We start from the raw sequence: 12,322 nt of genomic DNA, 5'->3' as shown, positions 1-12,322 counted from the left end.
CCAGGGGTCAGGCTGCCTTGGGCGGCACCGGGCCGACGAAGACGAGGCTGGGCGGATGACCGGTGCCGAGGATGCGAAGGTTCACCGCAGCGCCCGCGTTCAGCGCGGCCAGTTCGTCCGGCGTCGGCTCCCAGGCCGTCACCATGGCAGGCGTCTCCGGGCCGTTCACCGCGCACTCGATCAGCTCGTCACGGATCGGGAGACCGAGGTAGCCCTGCGACTTGCCGATGACGCGCGTCGCGCCCTCGATCATCTTGATGATCATCGTACTGCCCTCTCCGCCTTCGCCTTCGCCGTCTTCTTCGCATGGCACGAGGCGCACAGCCCTTGAAGATTGCTCCGGTCGAGCGGCGCGCCGCCGTCCTTCATCTCGACGATGTGATCGACGTAGATCCGCGTGTCCGTCTTGCCGCAGCCTTGGCAGGTCCGCTTGCACTCGCGCTGCACCTGAAGCCGCAGCGCCTTCCATGCAGCCGAACCGTAGAAGTCGAGCGTCGGCTTGAGCGAGCGTGCTGGCGCGTCACTGCGAGCGACAGGCGCGATGCGGGTCGAGACGACGCCCATCCGGCCCGTCTTCATCGTGGGGATACGCGCCATGCCCTGCCCCATGCAAAAGCCCCGCCGAACTCGCGTTCGACGGGGCTGAACTATTTCCACGATTTTCATGGTTTCGGCTTGCGCCACCACGGTTTTCGTGGAATAACACTCTTACCGAAGCAATTCCGCTTCGGCAGGACTAGGAGCCAACCATGAGCGTCAAGCTCAGCTTCCAAGTCCGGATTGGCCGGTGGAGACTGACCCTCTCCATCAGCCGGTAACTCCGGGGGCCGGGGGAGCTAGCACTCCCTCGGTTCCCGGAAGATAGCAAAGCCCGGAGACCCCTTCAATGATCCTTGCCGCCGACGTCGACCCGAGAACGATCCTGCGCCAGTGGCGCGAAAGCGCCGACCTGTCGCAAGCCAAGTTCGCCGAGGCGATGGGCGTCCCGGTCCGAACCTACGAGGACATCGAGACCGGGCGCTCGAAGGTGCGGCCGGTCCATATCAACGCCGCCGCCATGGCGATGCTGGAGATCGCCGCGAACGGCGCCGGCTCCGTCATCCTGCCCGAGGAGCTTCGCCAGCTCGCTGAGCGCGCCGTCAGCGCGGACCCTACCTCTTGAAACGACAAAGGGCCCGCTTGCGCGAGCCCATAGGTATCCATGGCGCCGGGTGACGATCCCCCGACTATTGCCCCGGCGAGTCACGTGGCCGCTCAGAACAGGCATTCTCCGTCTGGGCGAGGAAGCTAGGCGAGTTCATGCGAACCGTCAACAGGCACGTCTACCGCTGTCATGCGGCCGAAGATGGAAATCAACAGGCGAATGGCGGCGCGGCTCGACGCATCCACCACCTGACCGACGAAGCCGGAGAACGGACCGGAGCCGATCCGCACGTCCTGCCCGACCGTGAACGAGTGCGGCGACATGTTCCGGCGACGGCGCACCGTCTCGAAGCGCAGGCGCTCCTCCGCCTCGGCCAGACGCAGCGCCTCGACCTCGCGGCCCGGCAGCGAGACCGGCGCGCCATCGACGCCGAGGACACCGGCCACGCCGTGGCAGGTGCGAACGAGGCCCCAGTGCCGGAGGGTCGGATCGGCGGGCATCGCGAGGAAGAGGTAGCCGACGAGAAGCGGGAAGCTCCGCTCGATCTCCTTCTTCGTCCGATGATGCACGATCACCTTGCGGCCTTTCGGCAGGAAGGCGTCGAAGCCGGCGCCGCCGAGCGTCATCATCGCGCGGTCCTCGCAACGCGGGTTCGTCCGCACCGCGTACCACTCGACCCCGTCGCCGTAATGGACATCGACAGGCCGCCGAACCGGCGCCGTCCAGGCCCCTTTTCCCGTCAACCAGTCGTTTTGGGCAGCTAGGGACGGTAGCTCGGCCTTCATCGTGCTTCCTGCCCAATCCGTCATTTCCGTAACCCTCTGTGATCGTTCGATATTCATTCAAGTTGGGCAGCTAGGGAGGCTGGGGAGGCAAGGTCTCGCCCTACGTATGAGAGAAGCCCCCTTCTCTCTCGTCGTCAGGTCTCAAGGGTCATGCGCGCGCATACATGACGCGCGGGCTTGCCGCCCTAGCCGCCCTAGCGCCCCAAACCCCTGTCCCGCAGGCCCTCCCGCACCCTCCGAAGATGGGCAGCAAGCGAAACCGGGCGGCTCTAGCGTCCCTAGCCGCCCAATTCCGGGGGCCGGGCATGGCTGCGCGACCATCGGCGAGCCGGTCTGAAGAGGTGCGGAGAGGCGCGTCATCGCGGCGCGAACTCGCGTTCGTCCGGGTCGGTCTGCGAAGGTCCGGAAGGAATGCCGCCCGAGAAGGCGGGCTTGATGCGGATGCCGGCGTAGATCGTCCCGCCGGACTTCAGGCGCACGAACTGGCGCATCTTCCCGTCCGGGCTCTTCCAGGCCATCTTCGCCTTGTCGGGAAGCCTTCGGTTGAAGGTCGAGGCGCCGAAGGGCGTCAGGCCCTCACGCTTGCAGAACAGGACATAGCCCTCGTAGAGCTCGCCCGGCCCGCACCGGTCGCCGTTCTCGCCCGTCACCTCGCAGCCGCCGCGAATGAAGGCGCCCACGGGATCGCTTTCCTCGCGATGCTCCTGAACGGCGGTCAGAACCTCCTCCGGCGGGTGCAGCCCGCCGAGGGTGAGGTATTCGAGCGCGCCGGCCACCATCCAGGCGAGGATGCCGTCCCGCTCGGCGAGGAGCTTCTCCGGCAGGTGCCGGTCTCGCTCGGCCGCCGGAATCTGGACCGGCCACTCGAAGAGGTGGACGCGCCGCCAGATGCCGTCGTCGTCGCCCCGGATGATCGGCTTGTGGTTGCCGGTGATGACGAACTTCGCCTTGATGGCGATCTCGACGAAGTCCTGATGCAGCTTGCGCACGGCGATCTTGTCGTCGCCCGTCAGAAGCTTGATCAAGCCCTCCTTCAGCCGGGCCGTCTCGTCGCCTTCGGAGGCGAAGCACGCGTATGCGCCGTTCAGCCGCGCGAGGTCCGGAGTGGCGTCGGCGCCGCCCCGGCGCACGTCGCCGGTGAAGCTCTCGATCCCGAGCGTCACCGCATAGTCGGCAAGGATCTTGCCGAGGACGTCGGTGAAGGTGGATTTGCCGTTCGCGCCGATGCCGAAGAAGAAGGCGATGATCTGCTCGCCCGTCAGCCCGGTCAGCATGTAGCCGGCCAGCCGGCGCAGATAGGCCCGCATGCGGATGTCCGGCTGAACGCGGTGCAGGAACTCGATGAAGACCGGCGCGCTCGCATGCGCGATCGTGTCGAAGTGGTGCTCGTCGAACAGCGTCTCCGCCGGGCTCGCCTCCGCCGGCTTCGCCCCTTCCTCGTCCGAAGGTGCGGAAGTCAGGATCGAGGCCTCGCAGAGCTTCGTGATCAGATCCTCGCGCCGATGCGGGTCGAGCCGGGCGCGCCACAGGAAGCGCGGCTCCTCCGGGTCGGACTCCTCGTCTTCCACGCGGGCGAAGCGCAGCGTCCCGTTCCGGCAGTTCAGCGCCAGCGGGTCCCGGTTCATGTCGTCGACGGTGCAGGCGCGGTAGGGCGCCGCCTCCTTCAACATGTTGTCGAGCTTGGCGGAGTTGCAGGAGGACTTGGCGAAGCGCGCCCGGCTGGCCTTGCGGTCGTCGAGCTTGGAAACGACGCGGTCGCGCTCCTTCACGGCGGCTTCCAGCTTCGCCCACGCGCGTTTGGCGTCGGCCGAGGCGTCGCTCTTCGGCTTCTCACGCCCTTCCATCTCCTCCGCCGCGCCGTCGCCGTCCGCGATCAGGAGAGCCTCGCCCTCCTCCGGCACGATCTCGGCGCACTCGAAGCGGATGTGCTCGGCCGTGCGATGCGCGAGCGGGCGAACGACCGAGCCACCCGAATCCTCGCGGAACCGCTTGCCGTTGAACGCATGCCAGCCGATGCCCTCGACATGGCGGAGGTCCTCGCCGTAGCGGTGGCGCAGCCGGTTGCCGTTGCCGATATCGGTCTCGGGCTGCGCCGCGCAAAGCGTGAGCAGCGAGACGCCCTCTTTAGGTTCGTCGTTCATTCCGCGACCTCGGTGAACTTGTCGGCTTCGTTGCCGAAGGCGTCCCAACCGGGGCGGCGCTGGCGACTGAAGATGTCGGCGCGGCGCCCGTAGGGGACGAGGGTCTCGACGAGCCGATAGAACTCGTCAGGCTTGCGGGAATGCTCGCGGGCGAGGCCGTCGAGCGAAGCGTCAGCCAGCGTCTCGATCAGGTTCGGCACCTTGCCGCGCGCCATGGTGGAGGTCGCTGAGCGACCGATCAGGAAGGGCTCGCAGACCGAGCGCAGCACGTGCCCGGTGCCCCAGCGCAGCTTCCCGTTGACGGTGCGCTTCGCCCAGACGCCGCCGGTGATGGGCCGAACGCCCCAACCACGCAGGATCGCCTCCTGACGCCCAATGAGCGGCCATGTGCCCCACATGATGACGGCGCCGGACGGGGTGAGGAGGTCGCCCACGCGCAGCGCAGCGATATCCTCCATCGACATCGTCGCGTATTGCGCCTCCGGGCTCTTCTCCAGCCCCTTGCTCGAATAGGCCTCCCACGGCCACGGCGGATCGATGACGACGACCTCGTAGGCGAAGAGCGGCAGTCCAAGATCAAGGCTCATGACAGCCGCGCTTGCCTGCGGCATGCTTGGCCGTCATCGGGAGGATTACGGAATTGAACGGAAGGTGGGACCGAGCCGAATGGCTGACCAGAGTTGGCTGGTTCGTCTTGACTGCATCTAGCCTGCTCTTCGCTCTGATTGTCGGCGAAGCGATCGCTCAGGATTACCCCCTCGACAGCCAAGAGGTGCGTGAATGGGTTAGCGCTCTGTCGGGGTGGGCGGCAGCGCTCGCAGCAGGCTTCACGCTCCGCTATCTCGAAAGGCAGACGCGTCTGGCCGAGCGTTTGCGGGATGAAGAATCGCGACGTTCCGCTGCACGCCGCCTTCGCGTTCTCAATGGATTGACGTCCGATGTATTCGAAATTCGACATCAAGCGACGGCAGCGCGATACATTGCGCCACAAGATGGACGTATCGGCACCTATCGGCGGCTCATTCCTATCTCGTCCAGCACAGTAGACAGTGAGCACCTCGCGGAAGAACTCTCCGAGATGGCGCGCGTCTTCAATACTCTCATTCGCGAATACAATGCAGTTTTGGACAACAGTGGGCGCCTTCATGATCTCGATACAGCTGCCGCTAAGCTGAGTGGATGCTCGACGGCGATCATTAACCGATGCACCGAAGAGTTCGGCATCCTGAGAACTGCGATGAACTAACGTCACGCCGCGCGCTCCATCGCCAGTTCGGCGAAATCGGTTCCCGGCGGCGCCATGTCGACGCGCACGGTTCGGCCGTCGCGCTCGTGGCGGCGCGCGCCCCGGTTCATCGCCGCGCGCGTCGCGACCGCATCGGAGTCGCCGTCGCCGAGGAGGACGAGCTCGTCCACATGGTCGGGCACCGGTAGGGCGAGACTGTCGAGGTCGGGCTCCTGTCCCTGCACCCAGACCGCGCGCTTGGCGCCGCGCCGATCGACGGAGACGGCGGTCGGATGCCGGAACCGGCTGTCTTTCGTCGCCTTGCCACAGAGGTTCCCGAGGTCGCCGGCGGCGCAGTAGAATGTGCCGTCCGGAAAGCCCTCGCGCTGGCCGTAGGCGAGAACCGTCTCGATCCCCTCGCCGGCCACCATGCGGCGCGCCTGGCTGAGGCGCCCGACGAGCGGGATCATCCCGCCGGCCTTCGACCCACGCATCTTCTTCGACGGCAGGAACGCGCCCTCGCTCAAGGGGTCGGCGATGCGCGGCCGGAACTTCGTCTCGTGCGCCTCGACGTCGATCCACGTCTGATGGATGCCGATAATCTTCGCCGAGCCGGCCTGCGGGACCACGAAGACGGCGAGCATCGCCGGGCCGCGATGCAGCGGCACGTTCTGGTCGGATGCGTCGCGCCCCCAGAAGGTCGCGTTGGGATGGCAGCGCACATAGGCCGGATCGATGCGCGCCGCGTCGAGGCCGCGCCGCGCGAGATAGGTTTCGACGAGCGAGCCGCGATGCGGTGCCGCCTCGTTCCAGAGGTCGAGGCAGCGCGCCAGCTCCCGGCGGCGAAAGTCCGCGCTGTCGGCGTCCCGCCGCTCGGCGGCAGCGGCCGAGGCGGCAAGCTGCGCATCCCGGCGCGCGGCGGCCTCGCGGCGAACGCGGGCGCTCTCGCGCAGCTCTTCGTCCGTCTTCGCCGGGCCGGGCCGGTCGCGGCCCGTCAGCGTCTCGCAGGCGTCGAGGAAGCTCTCGCCCGTCAGATACTGGACGAGCGCGATCGCGTCGCCCTGCTCGCCTTGGCGGCAGAGGAAGACGTTCTTGTGCGCGTTCAGTTGGAAGCGGTCGCGCCCGCCGCAACGCGGGCACGGACCCACATACTCGGCCCCCGCGCGGCGCAGCGAGGAAAGCGGATAGCCGCTGCGCTCGAAGGCGGAGACGATCGAGACCGACCGCGCCTCTTCGATGAAGGCATCCATGTCTGGCGAGCGGATGGTCATCGACGACGCTCCAGCCATGCCTCGCCGAGCGCGGAAACAAGCGCGAAAAGGACCAGCCCGACCAGCCCGACGGTCCAAGCTTCGCGCGCGAAGAAGAGAGCGGCGACAGTGCAACCGAAGAGGTCCAGTCGGTTGAACCGCCGTGCGAAGCAAAAGCGCAGGAAAGCGACGCTCACGCGGCACCCCCGAGCACCCGCTCGACGGTGCGGTAGGGAACCCGTAGCGTCGCAGCGATGGCAGACCTGGCGAACCGGCGCTGCGCGAGATCACGGATGCGGTCTTCGACCGACATGACCTCCGGCTCGACGATCGGGGCAGGCTCGGCCGCCGGCTTCGACGCCCGGCGCGGCCTGGCCACCGAAGGCGCGACGACCTCAACCGGAGACGGCGCAACGGTCTCGACCGGTGTCTCGGACGGGATCGGCGCGGGCTTCGCCTTCGCCGCTGCCTTGAGGGGTGCGCGACGGACCTCCTTCGGCCGCTCGACCATGCGATAGCCCTTGCCTTCCCGCACGATGACAGGCCCGAAGGTCGCCGCCGCCGGCTGGATGCGCTTCACGATGTCCGCGACGAGGGAAGGCGTCCCGCCCTTCTGCGGCTGATAGGCGTTCAGGATGGCCGCGTTCGTCAGCCGGTTCGGGCGATAGAGCGCAAGGGCGAGAAGAACCCGCGTCTCGGCCGGGCCGAGCCCTTTCCAGACGGGATGCACGAAGGCGAAGTCGGGCCGGTTCATTCCCCCTCCTCCAGCGCTTCGCGCAGATCGGCGAGAAGCCCTTCCAGCTCGCGGATTTCCTTCACCGCCTTAGCGCGGTCGTTCGGGCTCGGGCAGGTGCCGGGCGTGGCGAAGAGCGCCGCATAGGCGACCTTGGCCTCGGCGCCCTCCTTCACCCACGTCGCGAGATCGCTGATGCAGGCGCGGCGGCGCGGCCGGTCTGGGTCGGCCTTCGCGCGCTCGGTCATCCAGGCGGAGACGATGGGCCGTCCGGCCGTGCGCTCCAGCGCGACGACGTCGTCCAGCGGCATGAACCGGTCGGGCACGTTCTGATTGCCGTAGGAGCGGATCAGCGATGCGCTTTTCTTGAGGACCTCGGCGCAGGCCTCGGACCCGCCGCAGGCATCGACGAGCGCCTTCGTGGTCGCCTTGAGCGCGAGAAGGTCGGGATGAAGCCGCGTCATCGTGCATCCCCCTTGCGGAGCAGATGCAGGAATGCGGTCATCACCGCGACGAACAGGAGAGACCGATGAAGTATCCGCTGGAACTGGGCGAGGCCGACGCTGCGGCGTTGATCGCTCTCGGCGCCATGAGCGCGACCTTGGCCGACATGGCCGTCGCCCTCGACCGAATGGGCGGCGACACGGAAGCTTTCATCGCGTCCCTCGAACGCGACCTCGTCGCCCATATGCAGAGGCATCTGGCGGAAACCGGCGTCGCGAAGAGCCCGGTCCACGTCGAGGCCGTGCGACATGTCGCGAACGCGATCGAGGTCGCGCGTGTACGCGTCCAGGAGAGCCGCGGGGCTCGGGAGTGAGACGCTCCCGTCCACGCCGGATGCAATGAAGTCGGCCACGGGATCGCGCGTCATCGTGCGGCCTCGTGTTCCGCGCTCGCGGAAGACGGCACAGGACAGCCCGCCGCAGGTGCGACATCTTCGCTCTCGTCGACGGGGCAAGTGGAGCTTTGGAGAAAGGCGGAGCGGGCTGCCGCCAAATCAGCAGGACCGACAAACCCAGAGGTGAGGTCTTGGATCCTCAACGCAAGATCGAGCGGACAGGCGCGGGCGCCGGTCTCATACCGCTGCAGCGTGCGGCCAGGATTTGCGCCTTCGATCCCGAGACCCTCCGCAACTTCGCGAAGACTTTTCCCGGTTTCCTGACGCCACAAAAAGAGGGAGCGCGTTTCCATGGCGTTGAATGTAGCCATATCGGCTACCTGCCTGTCAAGCGTAGGTAGCCATTCCGGCTCTTTCGGACGTAGCCGCATTGGCTACGGTCGATCCATGATGAACCGTCTTTCCGAACTCATGCGCCAAAAAGGGATAACTCGCGAGAAGCTCGCGGAGATGCTCGACGTTCACCCGGTAACGATTTCCAAGCTGTCGTCGGGAAAAATGCAGATGACGACGACTTGGATGGAAAAGCTGGGGAATGCATTCGGCGTACCTCCTATCGAAATCCTCGTCCCCCCGATGCGTACGCGCACGGCGACTGTACGCGGCGCCGTCCAAGCCGGAGCTTTCGTCGAAAGCCTCGATTGGGCGGATCGTGACGATTGGTATGAGGTCGCAGTGCCCGACGATCCGGAGTTCCGAGGTATCCCGCTCTATGCCCGAGAGGCGCGCGGAACCTCCATGAACAAAAGATACCCCGAAGGAACTGTGCTGATCTTCACTGCGCCCTGGGACGATCACGCGTCACCCGAGCCAGGCGCTCGGTACGTGGTCGAAAGACAGCGCCCGGATGGGACTATCGAAGGGACCGTGAAGACCCTGCACCGGGACCCTGAGGGTGGGCTGTGGTTGGTTGCAGAGTCCGACGATCCACGTTGGCAAAAGCCGATCTCGCTCGACGGCGAGTGCGAGGAGGAGGTCGTTCGGATCGTGGGCAGAGTTCGCTACGCCGTCACGAGAGAGCGATAGTAGCCAATACGGCTACATACCCTTGACAGACAGGTAGCCGTTCTGGCTACTATGCTCCCATCCCTGACGGATGCGGAGCTTTTCGGTGCTTCATCTCCTCTCCCCTTTCCCGATCCGGCGCGACCCACCTCCCGCGTCGGTCAGCACGTCCCCGGCAGACGCCCTCCTCCAGTCGTCGCCGGGGGCGTGCGCCCATGACAGCGGGCTCGGCGTCCTGCCGAAGTTCGACTGGCCGTTCGACGACATGGTCGCGCAGGACGATCCGCCCCTTTGGGTCTGGGTTCTCATCCTCGGGACCCTGTTCGCGATCGTCTTCTTCATCCTCGGCTACTGCGCTTCGACCCTCGTCGCGCATCTGAGGGCGGGCTGATGGCCGCCCTGCGCGCAGACCTGCGCGAAGCCGCCCGCATCGGCGCGCACTATGCGCCGCGCTTCGCGGACGAGGCCGCACGGCTCCTCGCGGCGGCGCTCGTCGTCATCGTCGTCGTCGGCGCCGCCATCGGAATCGTCTCGTGAGCGCGCTTCCGAACCCGCTGACGGCGGAGGAGAAGGCGCTCGCCCGCGAAGCGCTCGGCCTCTTCGGCGCCGAGACGATGTCGCGGCAGAATCATTTCATGATCCGCGATGGCCAGCCGGACCACGAGGTCTGGCTCGGCCTCGCAGAACGCCACCTCGCCCGGCACGCGCCCAAGGCCTTTGGCGTCATGGACGTTTTCGTCCTCACCCGTGCCGGCGCCGAACGCGCCCTGGAGCCGGGCGAGAGCCTCAACCCCACCGACTTTCCGACGATCGGCCAGGACTGACGGCCGACCCCCACACCCCCACGATCGGGAGAACCACCGATGCAGCTACGTGCCCAAGACATCATCGCCCGCGCCAGATTCTGGAAGGGCCTCCACACTCTGCCGCCGACGTCCCGCTGCGTCGCCTCGCCGGGTCCGACGCGGACGCCCGAGGACGCCGTCCGCCGGATCGCCGACGACATGATCGACCTCGCTGGCGGCCACGGCGCGGCCGAGGAGATCGACCTCCTCCACCGCGGCTGGAGCCCGGAAGCCCTGCGCAAGTACGGCGCCGCCGCTCGCGATCTCGCGAACCGTGCGGTGGTGCGGAGGTCGCAGTGAGCGGGATCGCGTCCAAGGCGGACCGGGACCGCATCCGTCAGAAGACGGCGGCGCGGCGCGCAGCGGAAGAGGCCGCGCTCAAAGCGGCCCGCGCGCTCTCCGAGGCCGTCATGTTCGACGATTCGGGCGTGAACGGACGCGGCGGCAGCGGCGGCCTCCTGAGCCGCGAAACCATCCGGAAGAACGACGAACTGAAGCTCGCGCTCTCGCGCGTCCAGGACTTTTGCCCGGAAGTCCGAAGCCGCAGCTGAGGTTCATTATGGCTGACGGACTGACGATCACCCCTCAGATGCTCGCCGATTTGCGTGTCCTGCATCGCTCCAAGCCGTTCGGCTGCGCCCGGTTCAAGAACGACTGGCGCAGTCCGCAGGGGACGGTGAAGTCCGACGACGCCGCCATGCTGACGGCGCCCGGCCTCGCGCGCCGGGACTATTCGCGGCGGGCCCCTCGCCTCGTGATCACCGGCGCCGGCACGCGCCTCCTCTCCCAGCATTCGCCGAGGTCCATGTGAACAAGCCTTCGACCATTCCGGTCGGCAGTTGGCCGATCCGCATGTCCGCCCCAATGGCGGCCGGGTTCGTCGGCGAGGATTCTGTTGAGGGCTTCCTTCGGCGCGTTGGAACCGAATATCCTAAGCCGGTCGTCGACGAAGGGGTCGGCAAGGGTCGGCGTCGCCTATGGCTGAAAGCACACCTGGAGCGGGCCGTCCTGACCGCCGAGGACGAAGACGAGGCGGAAGTCGCGTGACCGTCGAACTCGTCATGCCGCGCTACGTGCTGCCGAAGACACTCTCCGGAGGGCGGACCGGCTTCTACTGGACGTGCCCGAGCGCCTACCGGAAGGCGGGCTTCCCGATCAAGGCGAAGCCGCTCGGTGTGAACCTCTCGCAAGCGGAGCTCGATCGGGGGGCGGCAGCGGTCAACGCGATGCTCGACGAATGGCGCGCCCAGCGCAACGGCGATCAGCCTCTTCGCCCTATCGCCGAGTTCGGAACGGTAGCTTGGCTGTTTCGGACCTATCAGCGCGAGGACTGCTTCCTCCAGCGCGTCGATGAGCCGAACCGCCCGGACTACGAGCGGACCTACCACCGCCTCGCGCAGTTGCAGATGAAGAGCGGGAAAACATTCGGAGAGACCGCCGTGTCGGCGGTGACCGTGAAGACGGCGGCAGGGATCTACAAGAAGCTGGCCGACACCGGCGCGCTTCGGAGCGCGGAGAAGGCGCTCATGTATCTCAGCACCGCCTGGAAGCGGATGATCCCCCTCCACCCGTCAGTCTTCCGCGACCGCGAGAACCCGTGGGAAGGCGTGACGAAGCGCCGCCGCGAGAAGGCCGTTAAGTCTGCCGTCACGCGAGACCAGGTCTATCAGTTCGCGAAAGGCGCTATCGCCCTAGGCCGTCCCCAATGCGCTGCAGCGGCCGTCCTTTGCTTCGAGTGGTTGATGCGCCCTCGGAACGTCTCGGCCGGGCTGGCGACGTGGGCCGACTACCGCGGGCTGATCGATGCGACGGGCATCCGCATTCGACACAAGAAGAACCGGCAGACGCGTATCCACCCGCTCGAATTCATGGACCCTGCGAGTAACGAGCCGGTCCTGCTTTATGCCGAGGCGGAGGCCGTTCTCGCTCAGATCCCCCGCTGGGGCCTTTCGATCGTCGCGAAGCCGGACGGCACCCTCTACGGCGAGAGCTCTAGCCGGCTTACCCAGATCGTTGCGGAGACCGCCGGCAAGCTGGAGATGAAGGGGTTCACCCTTGATGCCTGCCGGCACGGCGGCATGACGGAGCTGGAGGAGGCCGCTCTGACGGACGGCCAGGGCCGCGCACTTTCTGCACATCAGACACGCAGCTCCTACGCGGGATACGCCAAGGAAACCCGCGAGCGCATGCTCGCCGCGACGCTGAAGCGACGCGAGGCCCGCCTCGCCATCCTGCGCGAGGACGGAGAGGACCGCCCGAGCAATCTCGATCGTGCCCGCGCCTAGGAACGCAGCGA

21 protein-coding genes are annotated in these 12,322 nt (G+C 66.9%); 12 read left to right on the top strand and 9 right to left on the bottom strand.

Translation table 11 applies throughout. From position 1 onward, the window contains the following. Positions 1-7 precede the first annotated feature (7 nt). The gene (locus tag AC6R2M_RS04920; RefSeq protein WP_500486050.1) at positions 8-265 is read right to left on the bottom strand and encodes a hypothetical protein; all 258 of its coding nucleotides are present in this window, start codon (positions 263-265) and stop codon (positions 8-10) included. Beyond that, entirely contained in the window at positions 262-564 is a 303-nt protein-coding gene (locus AC6R2M_RS04915; protein WP_500486048.1) for an HNH endonuclease, read from the bottom strand. The genes AC6R2M_RS04920 and AC6R2M_RS04915 overlap by 4 nt, the downstream gene beginning before the upstream one ends. A 322-nt stretch (positions 565-886) precedes the next feature. On the opposite strand from AC6R2M_RS04915, the gene AC6R2M_RS04910 reads away from it, so the two are divergent. Then, complete coding sequence (locus tag AC6R2M_RS04910) at positions 887-1,162, top strand: helix-turn-helix domain-containing protein (protein WP_500486046.1); 276 nt, start codon at positions 887-889, stop codon at positions 1,160-1,162. A gap of 125 nt (positions 1,163-1,287) precedes the next feature. Here AC6R2M_RS04910 and nusG read toward each other — a convergent pair whose 3' ends face one another. The 3 genes from nusG to AC6R2M_RS04895 form a co-directional block, all read right to left on the bottom strand. Then, positions 1,288-1,887, bottom strand: coding sequence for a transcription termination/antitermination protein NusG (gene nusG, locus AC6R2M_RS04905; RefSeq protein WP_500486044.1), 600 nt, complete (start codon positions 1,885-1,887; stop codon positions 1,288-1,290). 398 nt (positions 1,888-2,285) lie between these two features. Beyond that, positions 2,286-4,070 (bottom strand): DNA primase family protein, encoded by a 1,785-nt coding sequence (locus AC6R2M_RS04900; RefSeq protein WP_500486042.1) that lies wholly within the window; start codon positions 4,068-4,070, stop codon positions 2,286-2,288. After that, positions 4,067-4,657, bottom strand: coding sequence for an MT-A70 family methyltransferase (locus tag AC6R2M_RS04895; protein WP_500486040.1), 591 nt, complete (start codon positions 4,655-4,657; stop codon positions 4,067-4,069). The genes AC6R2M_RS04900 and AC6R2M_RS04895 overlap by 4 nt, the downstream gene beginning before the upstream one ends. Positions 4,658-4,710: 53 nt before the next feature. Here AC6R2M_RS04895 and AC6R2M_RS04890 point away from each other — a divergent pair, with 53 nt between their 5' ends. Beyond that, entirely contained in the window at positions 4,711-5,316 is a 606-nt protein-coding gene (locus AC6R2M_RS04890) for a hypothetical protein (protein ID WP_500486038.1), read from the top strand. A 2-nt stretch (positions 5,317-5,318) separates the two neighbouring features. On the opposite strand, the gene AC6R2M_RS04885 is transcribed toward AC6R2M_RS04890, so the two are convergent. Genes AC6R2M_RS04885 through AC6R2M_RS04870 form a run of 4 tightly spaced genes read right to left on the bottom strand, consistent with a single transcriptional unit; the run spans position 5,319 to position 7,742 of the window. Beyond that, the gene (locus AC6R2M_RS04885; protein ID WP_500486036.1) at positions 5,319-6,566 is read right to left on the bottom strand and encodes a DUF7146 domain-containing protein; all 1,248 of its coding nucleotides are present in this window, start codon (positions 6,564-6,566) and stop codon (positions 5,319-5,321) included. Further along, complete coding sequence (locus AC6R2M_RS04880; protein WP_500486034.1) at positions 6,563-6,742, bottom strand: hypothetical protein; 180 nt, start codon at positions 6,740-6,742, stop codon at positions 6,563-6,565. The genes AC6R2M_RS04885 and AC6R2M_RS04880 overlap by 4 nt, the downstream gene beginning before the upstream one ends. Beyond that, a complete protein-coding gene (locus tag AC6R2M_RS04875; RefSeq protein WP_500486033.1) occupies positions 6,739-7,299 on the bottom strand; it encodes a hypothetical protein in 561 nt (186 codons plus the stop codon). The genes AC6R2M_RS04880 and AC6R2M_RS04875 overlap by 4 nt, the downstream gene beginning before the upstream one ends. Continuing rightward, the gene (locus AC6R2M_RS04870) at positions 7,296-7,742 is read right to left on the bottom strand and encodes a hypothetical protein (protein ID WP_500486031.1); all 447 of its coding nucleotides are present in this window, start codon (positions 7,740-7,742) and stop codon (positions 7,296-7,298) included. Before AC6R2M_RS04870 ends, AC6R2M_RS04875 begins: the two co-directional genes overlap by 4 nt. A gap of 65 nt (positions 7,743-7,807) precedes the next feature. On the opposite strand from AC6R2M_RS04870, the gene AC6R2M_RS04865 reads away from it, so the two are divergent. From AC6R2M_RS04865 to AC6R2M_RS04820, 10 genes are all read left to right on the top strand, one after another. After that, positions 7,808-8,095: a hypothetical protein gene (locus AC6R2M_RS04865; RefSeq protein WP_500486029.1), complete on the top strand. Its 288-nt coding sequence runs from the start codon at positions 7,808-7,810 to the stop codon at positions 8,093-8,095. Between the two features lie 468 nt (positions 8,096-8,563). Next, entirely contained in the window at positions 8,564-9,202 is a 639-nt protein-coding gene (locus tag AC6R2M_RS04860; RefSeq protein ID WP_500486027.1) for a helix-turn-helix domain-containing protein, read from the top strand. An 85-nt stretch (positions 9,203-9,287) separates the two neighbouring features. Further along, positions 9,288-9,572, top strand: a complete 285-nt coding sequence (locus tag AC6R2M_RS04855) for a hypothetical protein (RefSeq protein WP_500486025.1) — start codon at positions 9,288-9,290, stop codon at positions 9,570-9,572. Beyond that, positions 9,572-9,718, top strand: coding sequence for a hypothetical protein (locus AC6R2M_RS04850; RefSeq protein ID WP_500486023.1), 147 nt, complete (start codon positions 9,572-9,574; stop codon positions 9,716-9,718). The genes AC6R2M_RS04855 and AC6R2M_RS04850 overlap by 1 nt, the downstream gene beginning before the upstream one ends. After that, on the top strand, positions 9,715-10,005 hold the full coding sequence (locus AC6R2M_RS04845) for a hypothetical protein (RefSeq protein WP_500486021.1): 291 nt from the start codon (positions 9,715-9,717) through the stop codon (positions 10,003-10,005). The genes AC6R2M_RS04850 and AC6R2M_RS04845 overlap by 4 nt, the downstream gene beginning before the upstream one ends. 39 nt (positions 10,006-10,044) lie before the next feature. Next, on the top strand, positions 10,045-10,326 hold the full coding sequence (locus AC6R2M_RS04840; protein ID WP_500486019.1) for a hypothetical protein: 282 nt from the start codon (positions 10,045-10,047) through the stop codon (positions 10,324-10,326). After that, entirely contained in the window at positions 10,323-10,577 is a 255-nt protein-coding gene (locus tag AC6R2M_RS04835; RefSeq protein ID WP_500486017.1) for a hypothetical protein, read from the top strand. The genes AC6R2M_RS04840 and AC6R2M_RS04835 overlap by 4 nt, the downstream gene beginning before the upstream one ends. Before the next feature lie 8 nt (positions 10,578-10,585). After that, complete coding sequence (locus AC6R2M_RS04830; RefSeq protein ID WP_500486015.1) at positions 10,586-10,837, top strand: hypothetical protein; 252 nt, start codon at positions 10,586-10,588, stop codon at positions 10,835-10,837. Further along, positions 10,834-11,073, top strand: a complete 240-nt coding sequence (locus AC6R2M_RS04825; protein ID WP_500486013.1) for a hypothetical protein — start codon at positions 10,834-10,836, stop codon at positions 11,071-11,073. The genes AC6R2M_RS04830 and AC6R2M_RS04825 overlap by 4 nt, the downstream gene beginning before the upstream one ends. After that, on the top strand, positions 11,070-12,311 hold the full coding sequence (locus AC6R2M_RS04820; RefSeq protein ID WP_500486011.1) for a hypothetical protein: 1,242 nt from the start codon (positions 11,070-11,072) through the stop codon (positions 12,309-12,311). Before AC6R2M_RS04825 ends, AC6R2M_RS04820 begins: the two co-directional genes overlap by 4 nt. The last annotated feature ends 11 nt before the right edge of the window (positions 12,312-12,322 follow it).

The sequence above is a fragment of the Aureimonas sp. CAS genome, assembly GCF_059838215.1.
This window is presented reverse-complemented; position numbering and strand designations above follow the sequence as displayed.